Annotated in this window: 17 protein-coding genes; 12 read left to right on the top strand and 5 right to left on the bottom strand. The window is 42.1% G+C overall.

The features are described from left to right. Positions 1 to 148 precede the first annotated feature (148 nt). From AACZ73_RS04085 to AACZ73_RS04050, 8 genes are all read left to right on the top strand, one after another. A complete protein-coding gene (locus AACZ73_RS04085) occupies positions 149 to 3,259 on the top strand; it encodes a PVC-type heme-binding CxxCH protein (RefSeq protein WP_339875636.1) in 3,111 nt (1,036 codons plus the stop codon). Between the two features lie 7 nt (positions 3,260 to 3,266). After that, a complete protein-coding gene (locus AACZ73_RS04080; protein ID WP_339875635.1) occupies positions 3,267 to 3,818 on the top strand; it encodes a plastocyanin/azurin family copper-binding protein in 552 nt (183 codons plus the stop codon). A gap of 119 nt (positions 3,819 to 3,937) precedes the next feature. Beyond that, positions 3,938 to 4,663, top strand: coding sequence for a ThuA domain-containing protein (locus AACZ73_RS04075; RefSeq protein WP_339875633.1), 726 nt, complete (start codon positions 3,938 to 3,940; stop codon positions 4,661 to 4,663). Positions 4,664 to 4,793: 130 nt separating this feature from the next. Beyond that, the gene (locus tag AACZ73_RS04070; RefSeq protein ID WP_339864317.1) at positions 4,794 to 5,909 is read left to right on the top strand and encodes a Gfo/Idh/MocA family oxidoreductase; all 1,116 of its coding nucleotides are present in this window, start codon (positions 4,794 to 4,796) and stop codon (positions 5,907 to 5,909) included. A 1-nt stretch (position 5,910) separates the two neighbouring features. Further along, the gene (locus AACZ73_RS04065; protein ID WP_339875631.1) at positions 5,911 to 6,759 is read left to right on the top strand and encodes a sugar phosphate isomerase/epimerase family protein; all 849 of its coding nucleotides are present in this window, start codon (positions 5,911 to 5,913) and stop codon (positions 6,757 to 6,759) included. 133 nt (positions 6,760 to 6,892) lie between these two features. Next, on the top strand, positions 6,893 to 7,852 hold the full coding sequence (locus AACZ73_RS04060) for a glycoside hydrolase family 43 protein (protein ID WP_339875629.1): 960 nt from the start codon (positions 6,893 to 6,895) through the stop codon (positions 7,850 to 7,852). Positions 7,853 to 8,057: 205 nt separating this feature from the next. After that, entirely contained in the window at positions 8,058 to 9,278 is a 1,221-nt protein-coding gene (locus AACZ73_RS04055; RefSeq protein ID WP_339875628.1) for a Tm-1-like ATP-binding domain-containing protein, read from the top strand. A gap of 204 nt (positions 9,279 to 9,482) precedes the next feature. Beyond that, a complete protein-coding gene (locus tag AACZ73_RS04050; protein ID WP_339875627.1) occupies positions 9,483 to 10,343 on the top strand; it encodes a phosphoenolpyruvate hydrolase family protein in 861 nt (286 codons plus the stop codon). Positions 10,344 to 10,400: 57 nt separating this feature from the next. Here AACZ73_RS04050 and radA read toward each other — a convergent pair whose 3' ends face one another. Both radA and polA read right to left on the bottom strand, forming a co-directional pair. Continuing rightward, positions 10,401 to 11,774 carry a DNA repair protein RadA gene (radA, locus tag AACZ73_RS04045; RefSeq protein WP_339875625.1) on the bottom strand — a complete coding sequence of 458 codons (1,374 nt, stop codon included), beginning with the start codon at positions 11,772 to 11,774 and terminating at the stop codon, positions 10,401 to 10,403. A gap of 123 nt (positions 11,775 to 11,897) precedes the next feature. After that, positions 11,898 to 14,726: a DNA polymerase I gene (gene polA, locus AACZ73_RS04040; RefSeq protein WP_339875623.1), complete on the bottom strand. Its 2,829-nt coding sequence runs from the start codon at positions 14,724 to 14,726 to the stop codon at positions 11,898 to 11,900. A 161-nt stretch (positions 14,727 to 14,887) separates the two neighbouring features. Between polA and AACZ73_RS04035 the strand changes: the two genes are divergently transcribed. Further along, positions 14,888 to 15,202, top strand: coding sequence for a hypothetical protein (locus AACZ73_RS04035; protein WP_339875621.1), 315 nt, complete (start codon positions 14,888 to 14,890; stop codon positions 15,200 to 15,202). Between the two features lie 112 nt (positions 15,203 to 15,314). Here AACZ73_RS04035 and AACZ73_RS04030 read toward each other — a convergent pair whose 3' ends face one another. Next, positions 15,315 to 15,761 (bottom strand): hypothetical protein, encoded by a 447-nt coding sequence (locus AACZ73_RS04030; RefSeq protein WP_339875619.1) that lies wholly within the window; start codon positions 15,759 to 15,761, stop codon positions 15,315 to 15,317. 67 nt (positions 15,762 to 15,828) lie between these two features. On the opposite strand from AACZ73_RS04030, the gene AACZ73_RS04025 reads away from it, so the two are divergent. Next, positions 15,829 to 17,508 (top strand): amidase, encoded by a 1,680-nt coding sequence (locus AACZ73_RS04025; protein WP_339875617.1) that lies wholly within the window; start codon positions 15,829 to 15,831, stop codon positions 17,506 to 17,508. Between the two features lie 69 nt (positions 17,509 to 17,577). Here AACZ73_RS04025 and AACZ73_RS04020 read toward each other — a convergent pair whose 3' ends face one another. Together AACZ73_RS04020 and gpmI are read right to left on the bottom strand one after the other, a co-directional pair. Beyond that, positions 17,578 to 18,150 (bottom strand): hypothetical protein, encoded by a 573-nt coding sequence (locus AACZ73_RS04020; protein ID WP_339875616.1) that lies wholly within the window; start codon positions 18,148 to 18,150, stop codon positions 17,578 to 17,580. Next, entirely contained in the window at positions 18,150 to 19,673 is a 1,524-nt protein-coding gene (gene gpmI / locus AACZ73_RS04015; protein WP_339875615.1) for a 2,3-bisphosphoglycerate-independent phosphoglycerate mutase, read from the bottom strand. Before gpmI ends, AACZ73_RS04020 begins: the two co-directional genes overlap by 1 nt. A 138-nt stretch (positions 19,674 to 19,811) precedes the next feature. On the opposite strand from gpmI, the gene AACZ73_RS04010 reads away from it, so the two are divergent. Both AACZ73_RS04010 and nadC read left to right on the top strand, forming a co-directional pair. Further along, complete coding sequence (locus AACZ73_RS04010; RefSeq protein WP_339875613.1) at positions 19,812 to 20,213, top strand: DUF4783 domain-containing protein; 402 nt, start codon at positions 19,812 to 19,814, stop codon at positions 20,211 to 20,213. 212 nt (positions 20,214 to 20,425) lie between these two features. Continuing rightward, a complete protein-coding gene (nadC, locus tag AACZ73_RS04005; RefSeq protein WP_339875612.1) occupies positions 20,426 to 21,283 on the top strand; it encodes a carboxylating nicotinate-nucleotide diphosphorylase in 858 nt (285 codons plus the stop codon). The last annotated feature ends 14 nt before the right edge of the window (positions 21,284 to 21,297 follow it).

The following is a 21,297-nucleotide window of genomic DNA, read 5'->3' as shown; positions in this document are numbered from 1 at the left end:
CTTTCAAAAAGAAGGGAATTTGCTATTTTTTGAAGTTTTGGGACTAATTCAAAAGTGTGTCAATACCTAGTTTTACAAACTAAGTGGAGTCAAAGAGCTGACTTTATCTGATCAACATATTGATAAACCCTGATAAACCGAATTAATCATGCGATTATGTAGAAACATCAACGTTCTATTCCTGCTGATTGTGACTATTTTTCTCAGTCACAGTTCAGTCTCTCTAGCTTCCAAAATCACAGGCAAGCCCGAACCTCGACGCGCCGAAGTACTTTTTCTTGGACATGCCAGTGAGCATCACAATTCCAGATTATATGCGCCTTGGCTTGCCACAGCACTTTTTGAAAGTGGGATTAACATTACTTACACTGAAAAACTCGAAGACCTAACTAAAGAGAATCTCTCCAAGTACGACGGTTTGGTGATTTATGCCAACCATGACGTGCTCTCAAAAGAGCAGGAAGCAGCGATGAAGAGTTTTGTGGAAAGTGGTAAAGGATTGATTCCGCTTCACTCAGCTACTGGCTGTTTCAAAAACTCGGATTGGTACATAGAAACTATTGGCGGTCAGTTTGCCTCTCATGGTGAAGGTGATTTTACAGGAACTATTGTAGCGCCAAATAATGAGGTAATGAAAGGATTGAAGCCTTTCGAAACCTGGGATGAAACTTACGTGCATCAGAATATCAATCCTGACATGACTGTGCTCATTGAGCGAGTAGATGGGGATCATAAGGAGCCTTACACTTGGGTTAGAAATGTGGGTAAAGGGCGTGTTTTCTATACTGCTTATGGACATGACGAAAAGACTTGGAAGAATGCAGGCTTTTTAGCTTTGGTGAAAAACGGCATTTTCTATGCAATGGGAGACGATGTAAAAGCAAGTGTCGCTGCTTTGAATATTCCGGATGTGTCCATCTACGATGAAACGATTTCTGATTTCACTAAAAGATATGAGGTGCCGAAAATGCAGGATGCCTTGGCACCTGAAGAATCTAAAAAACTGATTCAAAAGCCTGTTGACTTTTCGATTGAGCTTTTTGCTTCTGAGCCAGATATCCAAAACCCAATTGCTATGGCATGGGACGAAAGAGGAAGATTGTGGATCGTAGAGTCTGTGGATTATCCGAATACTTTTAAAGAAACTGATGGATTGGCGAATGACCGCATCAAAATCTGTGAAGATACCGATGGTGACGGCAAAGCTGATAAATTCACCGTTTTCGCAGATGGCCTGAATATCCCAACCAGTATGGTATTTGCAAATGGCGGAATTGTAGTGTCCATGGCGCCTGACTTTGTCTTTATGAAAGATACTGATGGTGATGATGTGGCCGATGTCAAAGAAGTCATCATGACTGGCTGGGGCAAAAACGATACGCATGCTGGGCCTTCCAATCTGCAGTATGGATTTGACAATAAGATCTGGGGAGTGACTGGCTACTCAGGTTTCAATGGTACTATCAATGGCGAGCAGATGAGTTTTCCTCAGGGGATCTACCGATTTGATCCTGATGGAAAAGACTTTGAATACCTAGCTGGATCCAGCAATAATACTTGGGGACTAGGCTTTTCTGAAGATAACAACGTCTTCATGTCCACTGCAAACAATACCCACGCTGGATACTATTCAATCCCAGCAAAATATCTACAACGCGTATTTACTAAAGCTGGTGAGGGAGAAGCAGCTCCAGAGTTTGAAATCCAACCGATCCAGAAAATCGATGGACACTACGATGCGCATGCGATGACACCAAACCTGAGACAGGTGGATGTGGTAGGTGGATTCACATCTGCTGCTGGATTTAGATTATATACTGCTCGGGATTTCCCTAAGGAATATTGGAACAGAATCGCTTTTGTAAATGAGCCAACGATCAGATTGACCCATAATGCGATCATAGAGCCAAATGGAGCAGGGTTCAGCGAAAAAGATGGATGGAATTTCCTAGCGAGCTCCGACGAATGGTTCGGACCTGTTCAGGCTGAAGTTGGCCCTGATGGAGCTGTTTGGATAGCCGATTGGTATAATTTCATCATTCAACACAACGTATTTGTGGAGCGTCAGGCTCCTTCAAGAATGGTGTTGCCTTTCGAGGATCAGCCACATGGTCAGGGAAATGCCTTCCAGAGTAAGCTTCGCGATACCAACCATGGCAGAATTTACCGTGTAGTTTATAAAGACGGCAGCAGTGACAAGTCTATGAAACTTTCTAAGGAAGATTCAAAAGGTCTGATTGCTGCATTGAAAAATGACAATATGTTCTGGAGAATGACTGCTCAGCGACTGCTTGTGGAGTCTGGAAACCAAAAAGTATTCGGTGATTTGTACAAGATCGTCAATGATAAATCTGTGGATGAGATTGGGCTGAATAGCCCGGCAGTTCATGCACTGTGGGCACTTCATGGCCTAGGTGTTTTTGAATCAACTAATGCTGAGGCGATCAAAGTAGCCACTACTGCATTAACACATCCTGCTGCTGGAGTGAGAAAAGCTGCAATCGCTGTTTTGCCAAATACCCAGGCAACGACTCAGGCGATCAAATCCGCTGGGCTAACTCAGGACAAAGATCTAAATGTAAGGATGCATGCAATCTTGAAGCTGGCAGAAGTTCCTGGAAGTGCAGAAGCTGGTGCAATGCTTTATCAGGCGAGTTTGGATGAGGCAAATGCCAAAGACGATTGGTTGCAAAAGGCGATTTTCGCGGCAGCAGCTGAGCAGGGTAAATTCTTTACAGATGCTGTTGGTTCTGACAAAACAGATCTTACCAATAGATTGATGACTTCCGTGGCAAACGAGAAATACGATTTGGGAAGAAGAAGCACGCTACAATATTCTCCGGATGTAAAAGGCAAAGCGATTTCTATTTCCACACAGATTTCCAAAAGAAGAGATGATGAGCCTTTCGGTGTGATCACGGCGCACGGCGATGCGCAGAATGGCTATTCTTTCTATCTGGAAGAAGGCAAATTACACTGGGTAGTGAAGCAAAACGGGAAATCTTTCGAAGCTGTAACGAACGCTGCTTTGCCAGAAAGCTATGAAACCGAAGCAACTATTTCCAAGGATGGAAAAATGGAAATTCTGGTAGATGGCAAGTCTGTCGCTACTGCCAAGGCAAATGGAGCTTTTACTGGCAAACTTGCGCCTAGTGTAAGATCTGGCCGTGATTTCGGAGGAGATAGAAATGTAGGTTCTTATAAAGACGAGTTCAGTTTTGAAGGCTACCTTAGAAACGTAGTATTAGAGTTAAAATAAGCATACCATGATTAAAGCAACCTTATTTCCCTTAGCAGCTATTCTGCTGCTAGGGAATTGGTTTTCTCCAAATGAGGTGAAATCGTCTGAAGCGATTGCTCTTTGCGAAGCAAAACCAAGTATAGAAAACATAGACCAACCAAAGAGTAATATCCGAATCGTGCGAAATGAAGAATTGCGTGAGACGACTATTTTACTGGAAATAGTACCGGAGATGATGAAGTTCGATCAGGATACTTTCAAAGTGAAAGCCGGAGATAAAATCATACTGGAAATTGACAATCTGGACGGTATGCAGCATAATCTACTTATCGCTAAACCTGGAACCTTGGATAAGGTAGGTGCAGCGGCAGATGCTATGCTTCGTGACCCAAAAGCATCAGAGAAATTTTATATACCTGAAGTTCCGGAAGTGCTTTTTTCCACAAAAATGATCGGACCTCAAGAACTCTATACCTTGACTTTCACTGCTCCGACTAAGTCTGGTAATTATCCCTTTGCCTGCACATTTCCTGGGCATTGGAGAATGATGAATGGTATCATGGTCGTGGAGGGATGATAAATGTTTGATGTCGGAAGAAGTGCTTCGGTCTTGGTGAAGAAGGAAATTAATGCTTCTGTCAACATTGTGGAAATTCATAAATGACCTAATAAATATTCTAAACACAACCCATAAATATGAACCTTAAAAAAACAATCATTCCTTTTCTTAGCCTATTGCTGGTTTTTGGAATTGGAACAAGCCTGCTGGCAAAGGAAAACCCTGCTAAAAAGCCAATCAAAGTATTGATGGTAGGTGGCGGATCCTCCCACGATTTTGACAAATGGTACAAAGGTGCCGACGTCGCCACTTTGGAAAGAGATGGCTTGGCAGAGGTAACTTATACTGATGATCCAACTTCCATTTTGCAACACTTAGGTGAGACCGATGTGCTCTTTTTGGCAAATAATCAGCCTATAGCAGACGAGGCTACCCGCAAGGCAATTTTTGCTTTTGCAGATGCAGGAAAAGGTTTAGTTCTGGCACATCCTGCGCTTTGGTACAATTGGAATGATTGGCCGGAATACAACAAAACCATGGTTAGTGGCGGGTCAAGAGGCCATAATGCCTATGGGAATTTCAATGTGGATTTGACTGAAAAGCATCCTGTTACCAAAGGCCTTCCAGCACATTTCTCTCTGGATGACGAGCTATACTATTTCAAAGTAGATGCAGCAGGTCCTGGAATCGAAATCCTGGCAAATGCAAGCAATGCTGATACAGATCCATTTCCTTCCATTTTCATTGTAAAAAATCCAAAGGCGAAAATCGTCGGCATTGCCTTAGGCCATGATGCAGCTTCACATGAGCTGGAAGCCTATCAGACACTAATTCGAAATGCAGTAAAATGGGCTGCGAAATAAGTTAAAAACCTATTTTCCCCCGGTCTGTGTCTGCACAGACCGGAATAATCTTAAACGAGTAGCATAATTACTCTGAATCTATTAAACCTATCTTTTTCAACAGTTAATCAAAAACCTAAAGCATACACTAATGAGTCAAAAACAAATCACTGTAGTTATAGTCGGACTGGGTTTCGGCAAGGAGTTTATTCCAATCTATCAAGCACATCCAAATATCAAGGCGGTGGGTATCTGTACTAGAAATCCAAAAACAATTGATGAATTGGCGACCAAGTTTAATTTGGACAGAAACCTTTGCTTCACCAATTTCGAAGATGTGCCAAAGCGTGACGATGTGGATGCGATTCATATTGTGACACCAGTTCCAGATCATGCAAGAATGACTTTGGCATCTCTGAATGCCAATAAGCACACAGCTTGTACCATCCCAATGGCGATGACTAAGGAAGATTGTGCTGCTATCGTGGATGCGAAGAAAAAGTCTGGCAAAGTCTATATGATGATGGAGACTGCACTATATACCCGTGAGTTTTTATATGGCTTGAACTTGGCAGAAACAGGCCAGCTGGGCAAGATACAAATGGTAAGAGGTTCGCATATTCAGGATATGAGCATGCCTGGCTGGGATGAATATTGGAAAGGTTTCCCACCGATGTTGAACGGAACGCATGCGATTTCTCCGCTTTTGAGAATCAACAATACAAAAGCTGAGACAGTAGTTTGTCACGGTTCGGGTCGTTTGAGCGAAGATTTGGCAAGCCGCTATGGATCTCCATTCGCAATGGAAACGGCAACTTTCACGCTTAAAAACTCAGATGTAATTGCAGAAGCGACTCGTTCTCTTTTTGATGTGGTTAGACAATATCGTGAGTCATACGATGTCTATGGCACCAAGATGTCCTTTGAATGGGAGCAGCTGGAGGATGAAAGCCATGTAATTTTTGATGGAGGCGAAAATGCCCGAAGAATTGATGTGCCTGATACAGATGAGTTGCTGATCGAACCAATCAAGCACTTCACCAAGAGACAGACAATCGACGATCCTAATCACGTGTCATTCCTTCAGGGAGCTGGTCATGGTGGATCACATCCACATTTGGTGCAGGAATTCGTCGCTGCCATAGTAGAAGGAAGAGATTCTGCTGTAGATGCGACTACTGCCGCAAATTATACCTGTGCGGGAATTTGCGCACACGAGTCTGCTATGAAAGGTGGGGAAAGAATTCAAGTTCCAACCTTCGACTAAGATGCAATTTGGAGTAAGTACATTTTTATGGGTATCGCCTTTCGATACCCATTCTTTTGACCTTGTGCATAAAGTGAAGGAGATGGGCTTCGATATCATCGAGGTCCCTGTGGAAGACAAAGAGTTGGTGGATTGGGATGCACTGAAAAAACTCACGGACGAACTTGGATTGCAAGTAAGTATCAGCGGAGCATTCGGAGCAGACCGGGATATTTCCAGTGAGGATCCTGACATTCGTGCAAATGGTTTGAAATACATCGAAGATTCCATCAAGATCGCTGCGAAAATGGGTAGCCCATTATTCGGCGGTCCGCTTTATTCTGCGGTGGGAAAGCTTCGCTCTATTTCTGCTGATCAGAAAAAGCAGGAATTCGATTGGTGTGTGGATAACTTGAAAAAAGCCTGTCAAACTGCGGAGGAATTTGGAATAACGCTGGGGTTGGAACCTCTTAATCGCTTTGAAAGTGATATGGTCAATACCGTAGATCAGGCATTGGAGATTGTAAAAGCTGTGGACTCTCCTTGGTTGAAAATCCAGCTGGATACCTTCCACAATAATATTGAAGAGAAAAATATTGCTGCATCCATCCGTAAAGTTGGCAAGGACTTGCTTTGCCATGTGCAGGGGAATGAAAGTGACCGCGGAACTCCAGGGACAGGGAATCTTGCCTGGGATGAGATCAAAGATGCTTTGGAGGAAATAGGCTACGAGGGTGCGATTGTGATTGAAACCTTCGGTGCTGTATCAAAGGAAATGGCAAAAGCTACTTGCATTTGGAGACCTTTAGCTGAAAGTCCCGATGCATTGGCTAGGGAAGGACTAGCTTTTTATAAGAGTCATTTTGAATAAAAGAGGCTTCGACTTCGCTCAGCCTGACTATACCTCCGTGGTCTGTGTCCTCACAGACCACTCAACCAATTTCTGTCTGTGAGACAAAGACTGATGTGTAACAGCTTTTAAAAACCCAATAATCCATCAAACTATGAACGTTACCCATATCCTTTTTATAGCATTTTGGTTTAGCCTGAGCCTTTTTTCATCTCCTGAGAAAAGCCCTATTCTTCTTGCAGACCCAACTATTTTCTATCATGATGGCACCTATTATCTCTATGGTACCAGTGGAAATGACAAGAATTTGGGTTTTGAAGTGTATGTTTCCAAAAACCTGAAATCATGGAACCGATCTGAGAAAAGCGATGGCTATGCGCTCAAAAAAGGCGAATCCTATGGAGATATTGGTTTTTGGGCACCTCAGGTTTTCGAGTACGAAGGGAAGTTTTATATGGCTTACACTGCCAATGAACACATTGCAATCGCAACTTCAGATAGTCCGTTAGGGCCATTTACCCAAGCAGAAAAGAAAGATCTGGAAGCGCCTGTGAAGCAGATTGATCCTTACATTTTCATTGATGATGACGGGAAAAAGTACATGTACCACGTACGTTTGACTGAGGGAAATCGATTGTTTGTTGCGGAATTAAAGGATGATTTTTCAGGTATTAAAGAAGAAACCTTGACCTACTGCTTCCATGCGGAAGAACCTTGGGAAAATACTCAAAATGTGGATTGGACAGTATCTGAAGGTCCAGCGATTATTAAGCATGAGGGATTGTATTACTTTATTTACTCCGCTAATGATTTCAGAAATCCAGACTACGCTGTCGGCTATGCGGTAAGTGAAAGTCCGATGGGACCTTGGAGAAAAAGTCCTACAAATCCTATTTTTGACAAAAGCGATGCAGGAATCAACGGTTCCGGGCATGGAGATTTTTTCTTCGATTCAAAAGGGAAATTTCGATACGTGCTACACACTCATAATTCGGATGAGAAGGTATCTCCCAGGAAAACGGCTTTGATTGAATTGGAATTTAAGGAGGATGGAAACGAAGCGGATCTTTTGGAAGTGAAGAAAGGGAGCTTTAAATTTCTAGAATTGAACTGATATAAGTTGGAAGGTTTCGACTTCGCTCAACCTGACAGCCTCTGAGGAAACTACAATAGCTTGTTACCTTGAGCACTTGAGAGACGAGAGTCTCGAAATCGAAAGGTTTAGCAAAGCCAAGGTCTGTGTCTCACGGACCACCACGATTTATGGTTTGTGAGGACACAAACCATGGCAAAAGACAATATAAATACTACCACAAACCATGACCCAAAAACCTACAATCCTTATGCTCGGCTGCTTCGATACGAAAGGGGAAATCTTCTCTTTTCTACGAGACTGTCTATTGGCACAAGGAGCAGAAGTGGTTACGGTTAATGTAGGTGCCATGGGTTCGACCACGCTATTTCCAATAGATGTGGAGGCAACTAAAGTCTCTGAAACTGGCGGAGGAAATCTAGAAGATATTCGAAGTAAAAATGACCGTGGCTATGCCATGGAAATCATGGGGCGGGGATCATCAGAAATATTGGAGGAGCTTTATAAGCAGAAGAAATTTGATGCAGTAATCGGTATGGGTGGAGGTAGCGGAACTTATGTTACGCTGAAGTCCATGCAAAACCTACCTCTGGGTTTACCGAAAATCTGTATTTCTACTTTGGCCAGCAAGGATCTTTCTGAGCAGATTGGGGCGAAGGACATTGTGATGATGCCTTCCGTGGTAGATGTAGCGGCATTGAATAGTATCATCAAACCAATTATCCAGCAAGCAGCTGCCGCAATAGTAGCAATGTGCGGTGTGGAGGTTTTCGATAAATCTACTACTTCTAAGCGCATTGCCATCAGCATGTTTGGTAACACTAGCGTTTGTGTAGGTTTTTGCACGGATTTGCTGGAGGCTAAAGGCTATGAAGTGATGACTTTTCATGCTAATGGTTTGGGTGGAAAAGCAATGGAAAGCCTTGTGCTCGAAGGTTGCTTTGCAGGAGTTTTGGATATTACCACCACAGAATTGGCTGACGATCTTTGTGCAGGTGTCTGTAGTGCAGGTGGACAAAGGTTGGAAGCTGCTGGGAAATTGGGAATTCCGCAAGTAGTGGTACCGGGATGCATGGACATGGTCAACTTTGGCACCATGGAGTCTGTACCGGATAAATACAAAAATCGTCAATTGTATAGCTGGGTACCAACAGTAACCCTAATACGAACTAATGCCAAGGAAAATCAAATACTAGGTGAGATCCTAGCCAAAAAACTAAATCATGCCACAGGCCCAACAGCTGTTCTTTTTCCGGAAAGAGGCCTTTCCCAAATAGATTCAGAAGGAAATGTATTTTATAATCCAGCCGTAAACCAGATACTTTCAGATTCAATCGAAAAGAATTTGAATTCGGATATCGCTTTTATAAACTTGCCTTTACATATCAATGAAAAAGAATTTGCTGAGAAAGCGGTGGAAACGTTGATGGAGATGATGAAATATTAGAGAAGAGAGATTGGAGATTAAGAGAATAAAAATTAGTAACATTTACTGCTTCTGGAGAAGCAGGACAACCTCGGACATCACGGTCTATATCCATACAAACTGGGGCTGAAGTTCAGCCCGAAAATACTCGCTAATTGCGTCCTCTGCGGAAAACTCTGTGTGCTCCGCGGTTATTAAAAAAGACAAACCATAAAAGTAAAAAATATGCCAAATCCATGGACAGGAAAGGGAAATCCCTACACCAGACAGGAAGTAAGAGATAGACTTAAAGAAACTTTAGCTCAGAAAAAAGCCATTATCGCTGCGGGAGCAGGTACCGGTATTTCCGCCAAATTCATAGAAAAAGGTGGAGCTGATCTACTGATTATCTACAATTCCGGTAGATTCCGTATGTCAGGACACGGATCAACTGCCGGTTTAATGGCCTATGGTGATGCCAATGCAGTAGCTATGGAAATAGGCGAATTTGAGGTACTCCCTGTGGTAGAAGAGATTCCAGTGATCTGTGGTGTTCATGGTTCTGACCCGAGAAGACGCATGTGGCATCATTTGCTGAAAGTGAAAGAAATGGGTTTTTCGGGCATCAATAATTTCCCAACACATTCCATTGTGGACGGGCATTTCCGTCAGGTTTTGGAAGAAACCGGCATGGGCTTCGACAAAGAAGTAGAAATGGTAAGAATAGCCAATAAAATGGATCTGTTTTCTATCGTATACGTGGCTTCACCTGAAGACGCAAGACAGATGGCAGAAGCTGGTGCCGATGCAATTATCTCTCATGTGGGAACAACTGTAGGAGGCTCCATTGGTGTAACTGGAGCGAGCTGTAGCATGGATGAGGCAGTTGCGAGGACAAATGAAATCGTTGCTGCAGCCAAAGCTGTAAATCCTGATTTATTCTTTTTGGCACATGGTGGTCCGATCAACACACCAGAAGACGTCCGTGAAGTTTTGGAAAAAGCAGATGTCCAAGGATTTGTTGGTGCTTCCTCTTTGGAAAGAATGGGAGTGGAGGAGTCGCTGACGAATTTGACCCGGGAGTTTAAAAAGCTGACGATTAAGTAGGTATTCTTAAAGTGGTCTGTACAATCACAGACCACTTAATTTTTAAGATTATTCTCTCTAAAAAATCTTTTGATAAACCTCCTCCAGTTTACTAACTGGCATTACTTCTATTTTATATTTATCAAGATCTAAGCCTTTCACGGCGTATTTTGATACAATGATTTTTTTGAAGCCTAATTTCTCAGCTTCTGCAATTCGGTTTTCGATGCGGTGAACCGCCCTTATTTCTCCTCCCAAACCAACTTCTGCCGCAAAGCAAATCTGCTCAGATACAGGTGTGTCTTCGTAGCTTGAAATCAAGGATGCACAAACTGCCAAGTCCAAAGCAGGATCATCCACTCTTAGTCCTCCAGCGACATTTAAAAAAACATCTTGCTGCCCAAGTCGCATTCCGCCTCGCTTTTCCAAAACTGCCAGTAACATATTCAAGCGCTTGGCATCGTGACCTGTACTGCTTCGTTGTGGTGTACCATATGTAGCAGGACTGACAAGAGACTGTATTTCTATTAGCAATGGGCGGTTTCCTTCCATCATGGCACCTATGGCCACACCGTTCAAGACTTCTTCTCTTTGCGTCAATAGGATTTCCGAAGGATTCGCTACAGGACGAAGACCTTCTACCCTCATCTCGTAGATTCCAAGTTCACGAGTTGAACCAAAGCGGTTTTTGGAAGTCCGCAGGATTCTATAGCTCATGTGTCTATCTCCTTCGAACTGTAAAACCGTATCTACCATGTGTTCCAGCACCTTTGGTCCTGCGATAGATCCGTCTTTGGTAATATGTCCAATCAGGAAAACTGGAGATCCGGTTTCCTTGGCAAATTTCATGAGTTCGGCAGTACATTCCCGAACCTGAGAAACTGACCCAGCGGCTGATTCCACATATTGAGAAGTCAATGTTTGGATGGAATCTATTATCAGCAAATCAGGCTTTAGCGCTTCTATTTGCTGGAAAATTTGCTGAGTATTTGTTTCAGAAAGTACGTAGCATTCAGGGTTTTTTGCAGACATACGATCTGCACGCATCTTGATTTGAGCCTCGCTTTCCTCACCGGAGACGTAAAGGATTTTCTTATTTTTTAGGATCAAGGCAATCTGAAGCATCAAGGTTGACTTGCCTATTCCAGGTTCGCCTCCTATCAGAACCAGCGAACCGGGTACGATCCCTCCGCCTAAAACCCGATCAAGCTCGGCATCTCCAGTTACATATCGTGGTTGCTCCTCGTAATTAACTTCCTGGATTTTCTTTGGAACACTTGCTTTTTTGGTACCTGATGTTGGTGTCTTCCAAGAACCTTTCCCTGATTCCTCCTTTTGGATCACTTCTTCCACATAGGTATTCCATTCCCCGCAAGCAGGGCATTTCCCAAGCCATTTGGGACTTTGTGCACCGCAGTTTTGACAGAAGAATGTTGTTTTTATTTTGGCCATGTGGAGTTAAGAATTACGAAATACGATTTACGAGATTTAAAGAACCTCAGAGATCAAATCAGTTAGTCAATTGTCTTTATTTTTATTGATGAGCATCGAACTGCTTGGTACTTTGTACTCAAATCAGTGCGCCTTCAGCCAATCCGTGCCTGTTCCAACCTCTACTTCTACTGGCACGGCCATTTTGATAGCGTTGGACATAAGTCCAGGAATGTTGGCTTTTAGAATTTCCACTTCATCCTTGTGCGCATCAAAGACCAATTCATCATGCACCTGAAGGATCATTTTGGACTTCAGTTTTTCCTTTTTCATCCATTTATGCACATCGATCATAGCAACTTTGATAAGATCAGCAGCAGATCCTTGGATTGGTGCGTTAATCGCATTTCGCTCCGCAAAGCCACGCATGGTAGCATTTCGGCTATTGATATCACGGAGATATCTACGACGACCGAGGATAGTTTCCACGTATTCGTGAGTTTTGGCCTTTTCGATTGCGCCATCCATGTATTCTTTCACTGCTGGGAATTCCTTGAAATAAGAATCTATAATTTCCTTGGCCTCTCCTCGTGGAATAGAAAGTCTCTGCGAAAGTCCGAAAGCAGAAATACCGTAAATAATCCCAAAATTGGCTGTTTTGGCTTTTCTACGCATATCAGAAGTTACTTCTTCAAGCGGCACTTGAAAGATCTTTGCCGCAGTAGTTGCATGAATATCCCGCCCCGTTCGGAATGCCTCAATCATAGATTCATCACCTGAGAAGGATGCCATGATTCTCAATTCGATCTGGGAATAATCCGCTGCCAAAAGGATGTGGTTTTCATCTCGAGGCACAAAAGCCTTACGAATCTCACGCCCTCTTTGAGTTCGGATAGGAATGTTCTGAAGGTTTGGATTGATGGAAGAAAGGCGGCCTGTCGCTGCCACAAACTGATTGTAAGTCGTATGAACACGGCCTGTTTTGGAATTGATCATCGTAGGAAGAGCATCTACATAGGTCGATTTCAATTTTACCATTTGGCGGAAATCCAGAATGTTTTGGATGATTTCGTGCTCATTTGCCAACTTGCTCAACACTTCTTCGCCAGTAGCATATTGGCCGCTTTTTGTCTTTTTTGCTTTAGGATCGAGTTTTAGTTTATCAAAAAGTACTTCCCCCAGTTGCTTTGGTGAAGCTAGATTGAAGCGAACTCCTGCCATTTCATAGACTGTGTTCTCGATCTCCTTACTTTCTTTTTCCAACAAAAGGGACATTTCTGCAAGACTATCCATATCAATCCGCACCCCTTCAAATTCCATATCCGCGAGTACAGGAATCAGGGGGTTTTCTACCTCACCAAAAAGTTTTTCCAGGTTATTTTCCTTCAGCAAGGGATCAAATTCTGCTTTCAATCTCAAGGTAATATCTGCATCTTCAGAAGCGTAAGCTGTAACTTCATCTTCTTCCACATCACGCATATTGCCCTGATTTTTACCTTTTTTGCCAATCAATTCTGTGATGGAAACAGGTTCATAATTCAGGTATTGCTTTGCCAGCCAATCCATGGAATGCTTCCCATCGGCATCGATCAGATAATGTGCAAGCATCGTGTCATACAGCACGCCTTTGACTTCAACATAGTAATTTTTCAATACCAAAATATCGTATTTGATATTTTGCCCTACTTTTAAAATGCTTTCATTTTCAAATACCGGCTTCAGTAATTCCAGAATTTTTAAAGTTTCCTCTCTACTTTCAGGACAAGGGAGGTAGTATGCTTCACCGGAAACATAAGCAAATGAAATCCCAACCAATTCAGCTTCCATAGGATTTACAGATGTAGTCTCCGTATCAAAGCAAAGCTCTTTTTGAATCTCTAAATACTCAACTAGCTCCAAGATTTCGGCTTCTCCTTTGACTTTATGATAATTTTGGATGTTGCTGTGAATAGTGTCAGGAGCTTTTTGCTCGACTAGGTTTACTGATTCTTCTTCAAATTCAATTTGCGTAGTAGCTGAAGAAGTGGAGGAAGGAGCTTCGCCAAATAGTCCTAGTTGCTCATTTTTCTGAATTGCTCCCTTCTTGTCCGTTCCCTTGAAAACCCTGGAAGCAAGTGTCCTGAATTCCAGTTCTGTGAAAATTGCGCGCACTTTTTCCTCATCAATTCCCTCATATTCCAAATGTTCTTTCACATATACTATTGGGACGTCGCACTTGATGGTCGCGAGTTCTTTGGAAAGAAGGCCTTGTGCAGCAAAAGTCTCCACATTCTCCTTTTGCTTGCCCTTGAGATCTGCCGTATTTTTCAACAATTCCTCGACTGTGCCATAGGTTTTTAAAAGTTTTACAGCTGTTTTTTGGCCAATTCCAGGTATTCCGGGAATATTATCTACTGCATCCCCCATTAGGCCAAGTATATCCCGAACCTGATCTACATGCTCAATATCCCATTTTGCACAGATCTCTTTTGGCCCCATGATATCCACACCATTCCCCATAAAGGATGGTTTGTATAGGAAAATATGGTCGTCCACAAGTTGACCATAATCCTTATCCGGTGTCATCATGTAAACGGTGAAGTTTTCCTTCTCTGCCTGCTTTGCCAAGGTGCCGATGATATCATCAGCCTCATACCCGTCCAATTCCAATATCGGGATATTGAATGCCTTCACAATTTCCTTAACCCAAGGGATACCAACTGCAATATCTTCAGGTTGTTCTTGACGATTTGACTTATAGGCCTCAAACTGCACATGTCTGAAAGTTGGTGCCTGCGTATCGAATGCCACCCCAATGTGGGTAGGTTTTTCCTTCTCTATCACTTCAAGAAGTGTGTTGGTGAACCCCAGCATTACCCCGGTATTCAATCCTTTAGAATTTATTCTTGGGTTTTTGCTAAAGGCAAAATGCGCTCTATAGATAAGCGCCATGGCATCAAGTAAAAAAAGCTTACAGGGCTGTTTTTGAGACATTTTATGATAATTTTTGGTAATAGGCCAAGTGTAATATAGACGCCTAAGGTACAAAATTTTGGCTAGGAGCTTGCCAAAATCCAGGCTTATCAAAGCTTCTTGACAGTCTTTGGCGGCAATTTTGGATGGAGGAATCCACAGACCATAAATTAACATAACTTATGAAAAAACTATTCGCCATTCTAGCCCTATTTGCTTCGACGCAACTGCTTGTCGCTGCCTCTGCAAATGATGATAATTCAAAAAAAGGCAAAACTGAATTGACAGAAGCTCAAAAAGAGAGACTCGCTGAGATAGAAGCAAGAGTCGATGAAATCAAGGCTATGGATTTTAGTACCATGAGCAAAGAAGAAAAGAAAGATGTCCGTATGGAGTTGAAGGATATGAAAGAAGAAGCTAAGCGTGCAGGTGGAGGAGTTTATATTTCCGTAGGTGCCATTATCATTATTTTATTGATCCTTATTCTAGTGACCTAATCCTTATTTACCACCAATCAACCATAAGGCTGACATCAATTTGTCAGCCTTTTTTTTTATCCGTTCTGGAAAAAGTTATTATTTGAATGAAAAAATTACGAAGTGTATTTTTTTAATCAATCATTTCACCCTGATCTAAGAGATAATTTTTCACCTGTAAGGCGCGAAGAAACACTACTATCAAAGGAATTAACCAGAGTATTTCATTGAAAATCAACATAAAAGCAGTTCTTTTATTCCAACCAAGCGCAGATACAAAATCAAGCCCAAACCAAATGGCAAGAATTATTTTTCCTGTAATACCTGCTATGATCAGGTATACCCAACTGATGGGATAAAAAGCGCTAAAAAAAATCATCAAACCAACTAAAATCCCCAATCCTCCATAATAATTCACGGGCAAGGACTCAATTACTGCATTGCCATCGGCAAGCCATTCCATAAGTGAGCTTCCCACCAGTCTAATTATAGCTGACCAAGCAAGTGTGTACATTCCAGCAAGGAGAAGAATTCCACGAAAATGCATAGGGAATACAGGAAAGGAAGGGTTTTCGTCCATGGGTTGATTAACTTGGATATTGGATTAGCGGTTACCTGCTTGAATCACTTTACTACAAAACTATTCAATGGAATTAAAAAACACAGTTTCATCACAGTCTTTTATACTAATCGGCGCTGCGGCCTGTTTGCTTCTGGGGTTTACAATTGGAAAAAACTCAGGTGAAATCACTCCTAACTCTATAGAAGGCGCATCCGAGATTTTTGGCTTGTCATTCTCTCCTGCGGAAAAAGATAGCATGATTGGCTCTTTGGAAAATCAGAGGAGCAGATATGAGTCTTTGAGGGAAGTTTCAATAGATAACTCTGTGGCGCCTTCACTGGTTTTCAACCCCCTACCTGCGGGATTTCAGCCTGATCAAAACCAGCAACCACTTAATTGGGGATTGCCAACAGAAGTTGACCTTCCTGAGAAGGAATCAGATATCGCCTATTTACCTGTTCATGAGCTTTCCGTTTTGATCAAGTCTAGGAAAATTTCAAGCGAACGACTTACCACCATATATCTTGATCGGATCAAAACATATTCAGATACACTTCAATGCCTTATTTCATTATTGGAGGATTCTGCGTTGGAAAAAGCTAGAGCAATGGATGCTGAATTAGCAGCCGGAAATTATCGAGGTCCACTGCATGGAATCCCTTACGGCATTAAAGATCTGTTGGCAGTAGAAGGTACGAAGACCACGTGGGGCGCTATGCCATTCAAAGATCAGGAGATCGATATGACGGCAACTGTAGTAAATAAATTGAATGATGCTGGCGGAGTATTGGTAGGGAAATTCACTCTTGGTGCTCTCGCGATGGGGGATGTCTGGTATGGTGGCGTGACAAAAAATCCATGGAATCTAACCCAAGGTTCCAGTGGTTCATCGGCCGGATCTGCCTCGGCAGTAAGCGCTGGACTGGTCCCTTTCGCTATTGGCACTGAAACACTGGGATCAATCGTATCTCCTTCCACTAGAAATGGCGTAACTGGGCTGCGCCCAACTTACGGCCGAGTAAGCAAAAACGGCGCAATGGCCTTGAGCTGGTCTATGGATAAAATCGGTCCGATATCGAGATCTGCTTTGGATGATGGGATAGTCTTATCGGTAATAAATGGAGAAGACCCTATGGATGCCAGCACTATTAAATCTTCATTTAATTACTCGTCTAAAACGGATGTAAAAAAACTAAAAGTTGGCTACTTCAATTCTTTCTTTGAAGGTGATGGCTCGGGCTCTCAAAACAACAACGACGTACTTGAACTTCTGAGAAATCAGGGATTTGAACTTCATCCTGTTGAATTGAAAACTTCTGTAAATCCTAGAGCAATTCAAATTATGCTTTCGGTTGAAGGGGCGGCAGCATTCGATGAACTGACAAGACTAGGTTGGGATGATCAACTGGTAGCACAGCATAAAAATGCCTGGCCTAATACATTTCGGGCTGCAAGATTTATTCCAGCCGTGGAGTATGTTCAGGCAGCCAGACAAAGGACCATCCTAATTCAGGAAATGCATGAGATCATGAAGGATTATGATGTGATCGTCACTCCTAGCTTTGGAGGTCAGCAGCTGCAGATCACCAATCTTACAGGACATCCGGCACTCTGCCTTCCAAATGGATTCAATGAGCAAGGCTCTCCTACTTCCATCACCTTATTGGCGAATCTTTTCGAGGAAGAGAAATTGGTTATGCTTGGGCATTTGATCCAGTCAGCAAGTGATTGGCAAGCCAAGCGACCACCTATGTTTGACAAATAGATAAAGAAAAAAGGCAAGAATTAGAGTATCCTTCTATTCTTGCCTTTTAATGTTTTATGCTATCCAATTTTATTTCTTAGGGCCAAGCACACCCTGAATTCTCATATTGTTAGCATCCATAAACCAAATCTTCTGAGTCGTCTCTATAGAATAATGATCAATTAATTTGGTGGAATTATTCATGTAAATTTCTCCCAGCGTAGTAGAGCTATAAAACATATTATCCTCTGCGATCTTGATAGATACAGAACTCACCTTGTCCTCGAAATACGTAACCTTGATGTATTTCACCTTGCCTTTAGAATTGGGGAAAAGCTCATGAGTCAATGTGGCCTTGTCCACCTTGGTATCATAAGACTTAATTAAAGAGGTCTTGTTAATATCTGCTTCTGTAAAAACGCTGAACTCCTCTTCCCAATCCTTTGTGGAAAAGGTTGACTCAACTTTATTTTCCTGCCCTTGAATCCTAGAAACTTTGATCACGTTGACGCTATCAATTTCTTGGATTTTCATTTCTATGAATCCTTTTAGATCGAAATAGGGAAGTTTTTCAAAAGTGTTTACAGACTCATCCACACAAGAAAATAGCCCAAAAATGGCCAGAAAGAGAATCCCGAAGGAAAAACCTTTAATCTGCTTCATTAAGTCAATAAAATATTTCCAGTCATATCTTCCGGCTTTTCTATTCCCATCAATTTTAGAATGGTTGGAGCCAAATCTCCTAATTTTCCGTCGGTAATGGTAAGCTTGTCATTTTTGTCTACCATAATACATGGTACCAAGTTGGTGGTATGGGCCGTATTTGGTGTGCCGTCTTCATTGATCATCATGTCACTATTACCATGATCTGCTATGACGATGATCGTATAGTCATTTGCCAAAGCAGTGGTGATCACACTGTCTGCGCATGCATCTACTGCTTCACAAGCTTTTACTGCAGCATCAAAGTCACCGGTATGGCCGACCATATCTGCATTGGCAAAGTTTAGGCAGATGAAATCAGCACTTTTCTTTTTCAGCTCTCCATTGATTTTAGATGCAATTTCAAAAGCACTCATTTCCGGCTTGAGATCATATGTGGCAACTTTTGGTGAGGGACAAAGCAATCTACTCTCTCCAATAAATTCCTTTTCCCTTCCTCCAGAAAAGAAGAAGGTAACGTGTGGATATTTCTCCGTTTCGGCAATTCTGATCTGCTTTTTATTCGCTCCTTCCAGAACTTCTCCCAGAGTATTATTAAGGTTGTCTTTTTCAAAAAGTACTTCTACTCCTTTGAACGTCGCATCGTAATTTGTGAAGGTGACATAATCAACATTTAGCTTTTTCATATTGAAATCCTCGTAATCGCGCTGGGTAAGTGCCTGAGAAATTTCTCTACCGCGGTCAGTACGGAAGTTGAAGCAAATCACCAAATCACCATCTTGTATGGTTGCCAGAGGTTTATTATCAGAACCAACATGGATGATTGGGCGGATAAATTCGTCAGTGACATTATTCTCGTAAGATTTCTTCATGGCGGCTATGATGTCTTTGGACTTCTCACCTTCGCCTTTTACCATCGCATCGTATGCTAGCTTCACTCGCTCCCAACGATTGTCTCTGTCCATGGCATAATACCTACCTACTACTGAAGCTATCTTCCCAGCAGAATGAGTCAAATGAGCTTGAAGATCTTCCAGATAACCTATACCGCCTTTCGGATCAGTATCTCTTCCATCTGTGAAAGCATGTATAAATACATCATCCATTCCGTGAAATTTTGCCGCATCACAAAGACCTTTTAGGTGGGAAATATGTGCGTGAACACCACCATCAGAAAGTAATCCCATGAAGTGGACTTTCCTTTTGGAAGCTTTAGCTTTGGCAAAAGCAGCTTCCAAAACAGGGTGAGCGTTTAATTCTCCATTTTCAACAGCAAGGTTTATTTTCACCAAATCCTGATAGACTACACGACCGGCACCGATGTTCATGTGACCAACCTCGGAATTGCCCATTTGGCCTTCCGGCAAACCTACTGCGAGACCGGAAGCTTCCAATTTAGCGTGTGGATATTTGGTGTAAAGGCTATCAACAAAAGGTGTTTTGGCTTTATCAATAGCAGAAACTGAGGGATTGGTGGCGATTCCCCAACCATCCAAAATCATTAAAAGTACTTTCTTATCCATACCACAAATATATTATAATTCAGAGCAAAGTAGTCCCGAAATCCCGATTAGACAAAACTTCAAAGGGAAGCAATTTGGTAAACTAAAAAACGTAGAACATGATTCCTTTTTTGGCGTAGTATTTGCCTAGCATGGGCAATGACCTCAGTATTAAGTTTAATCGTTTCAATTTTCTTGTTTTTCCAATCTCCTGAGACGGGAAGGATCGATACGTTAAATTCCATCGAAACGGTTATTTCTGCCATTGACAGTGGCTCAAGCAGTGACTTAGCCAAATTTTTCGATTCCAGTTTGTCCTTAAATGTCAACGGATTACAAGGAGATTATTCCAAAAATCAGGCAGAACTGGTTTTAAAAGATTTTTTTAAGAAAAATCCACCCACAGGATTTAACCTTGTTTTTCGCAGTGAAACCAATCCAAGCATGAGCTCTTATATCGGTGATTATCAGACTGGTCAGGGGATGTTTAAGGTATTTATAAAAGTGTCCCAACAAGCTGCTGATTTTAAAATCTATAGTCTGGAATTTGTGAAAGGCTGAGAATTTCAATACTCAGCGGTCCTTTTGCCAATCAAATTATTTTTAAAAGTGGATGTACGGTTTTTTAATCACTTTATATACTGAGACTTCCCTTAAAAAATGAGTTTGAGCAGTCGATATTGAAAGTATTATAGAAATTTAATCTTTCGATCAAACAAAAGAAATTTGCCCTTTTGCGCCGCTGCGGGAGCTTCAAATCCCTATTTTTGGGCATGAAACCATCCTATCTCTCAGAAGAAGCAATTTCCACTTTTATTGAGTCTGCCTTTGCCGAGGATATTGGCCCAGGTGATTATTCTTCACTTTCAGCTATTCCATCAGGTAAAACCGGCCACGCAAAATTACTTATCAAGGGTAATGGAATCATTGCCGGAGTTGAATTGGCGGAGAAAATTTTCAAGACTTTTGACTCAAATCTTCAAGTAGAATTGCTTGTAAAAGACGGAGATGAGGTGAAATTCGGAGATATAGGACTTATTGTAAGCGGGCCATCCGCATCCATTTTATCTTCAGAACGACTGGTTTTGAACTGTATGCAAAGGATGTCCGGAATAGCCACCTTGACCCATCGTCTCACAGAGAAAATCCTACACACAAAAGCCCGGCTGATGGATACGCGAAAAACCACTCCAAATTTCAGGTTAATGGAAAAGTGGGCCGTTCATATCGGCGGAGGTGTAAACCATCGATTTGCGCTCTATGATATGGTGATGCTAAAAGATAATCATGTGGACTTCGCAGGCGGAATTGAAGCTGCAATTGCGCAGACCAAAGCCTACCTTAAAGAGAACAACCTTGACTTAAAGATTGAAGTAGAAACCAGAAATCTTGAAGAAGTGGCCGAAGTGATTGAGATTGGAGGCATTGATTTTATAATGTTGGATAATATGGACTATGCCACCATGAGAAAAGCGGTAGAGATGGTTGGGGACAATTTTAAAACTGAAGCTTCAGGAGGTATTACAGAAGAGACATTGGTAGACGTAGCCGAATGTGGAGTGGATTTTATATCCATGGGTGCGTTAACCCATTCAGTTCAAAGCATGGATATCAGTTTGAAAGCATTCTAAATCTTGATCTTTGA

Source organism: uncultured Algoriphagus sp. (genome assembly GCF_963974835.1).
Taxonomy (GTDB): domain Bacteria; phylum Bacteroidota; class Bacteroidia; order Cytophagales; family Cyclobacteriaceae; genus Algoriphagus.
Note: the sequence above shows the minus strand (reverse complement) of the source record. Positions and strands in the feature narration are given on the sequence as shown.

Excerpts from the sequence above, each read along its gene's own strand:
- AACZ73_RS04085 (WP_339875636.1), top strand. The coding sequence starts at position 149 with ATGCGATTATGTAGAAACATCAACGTTCTATTCCTGCTGATTGTGACT.
- polA (WP_339875623.1), bottom strand. The coding sequence starts at position 14,726 with ATGTCTCAAAAACAGCCCTGTAAGCTTTTTTTACTTGATGCCATGGCG.
- AACZ73_RS04010 (WP_339875613.1), top strand. The coding sequence starts at position 19,812 with ATGACCTCAGTATTAAGTTTAATCGTTTCAATTTTCTTGTTTTTCCAA.
- AACZ73_RS04055 (WP_339875628.1), top strand. The coding sequence starts at position 8,058 with ATGACCCAAAAACCTACAATCCTTATGCTCGGCTGCTTCGATACGAAA.
- AACZ73_RS04020 (WP_339875616.1), bottom strand. The coding sequence starts at position 18,150 with ATGAAGCAGATTAAAGGTTTTTCCTTCGGGATTCTCTTTCTGGCCATT.
- AACZ73_RS04035 (WP_339875621.1), top strand. The coding sequence starts at position 14,888 with ATGAAAAAACTATTCGCCATTCTAGCCCTATTTGCTTCGACGCAACTG.
- AACZ73_RS04025 (WP_339875617.1), top strand. The coding sequence starts at position 15,829 with ATGGAATTAAAAAACACAGTTTCATCACAGTCTTTTATACTAATCGGC.
- AACZ73_RS04060 (WP_339875629.1), top strand. The coding sequence starts at position 6,893 with ATGAACGTTACCCATATCCTTTTTATAGCATTTTGGTTTAGCCTGAGC.
- AACZ73_RS04070 (WP_339864317.1), top strand. The coding sequence starts at position 4,794 with ATGAGTCAAAAACAAATCACTGTAGTTATAGTCGGACTGGGTTTCGGC.
- nadC (WP_339875612.1), top strand. The coding sequence starts at position 20,426 with ATGAAACCATCCTATCTCTCAGAAGAAGCAATTTCCACTTTTATTGAG.
- AACZ73_RS04050 (WP_339875627.1), top strand. The coding sequence starts at position 9,483 with ATGCCAAATCCATGGACAGGAAAGGGAAATCCCTACACCAGACAGGAA.
- AACZ73_RS04065 (WP_339875631.1), top strand. The coding sequence starts at position 5,911 with ATGCAATTTGGAGTAAGTACATTTTTATGGGTATCGCCTTTCGATACC.
- AACZ73_RS04075 (WP_339875633.1), top strand. The coding sequence starts at position 3,938 with ATGAACCTTAAAAAAACAATCATTCCTTTTCTTAGCCTATTGCTGGTT.
- AACZ73_RS04080 (WP_339875635.1), top strand. The coding sequence starts at position 3,267 with ATGATTAAAGCAACCTTATTTCCCTTAGCAGCTATTCTGCTGCTAGGG.
- AACZ73_RS04030 (WP_339875619.1), bottom strand. The coding sequence starts at position 15,761 with ATGGACGAAAACCCTTCCTTTCCTGTATTCCCTATGCATTTTCGTGGA.
- gpmI (WP_339875615.1), bottom strand. The coding sequence starts at position 19,673 with ATGGATAAGAAAGTACTTTTAATGATTTTGGATGGTTGGGGAATCGCC.
- radA (WP_339875625.1), bottom strand. The coding sequence starts at position 11,774 with ATGGCCAAAATAAAAACAACATTCTTCTGTCAAAACTGCGGTGCACAA.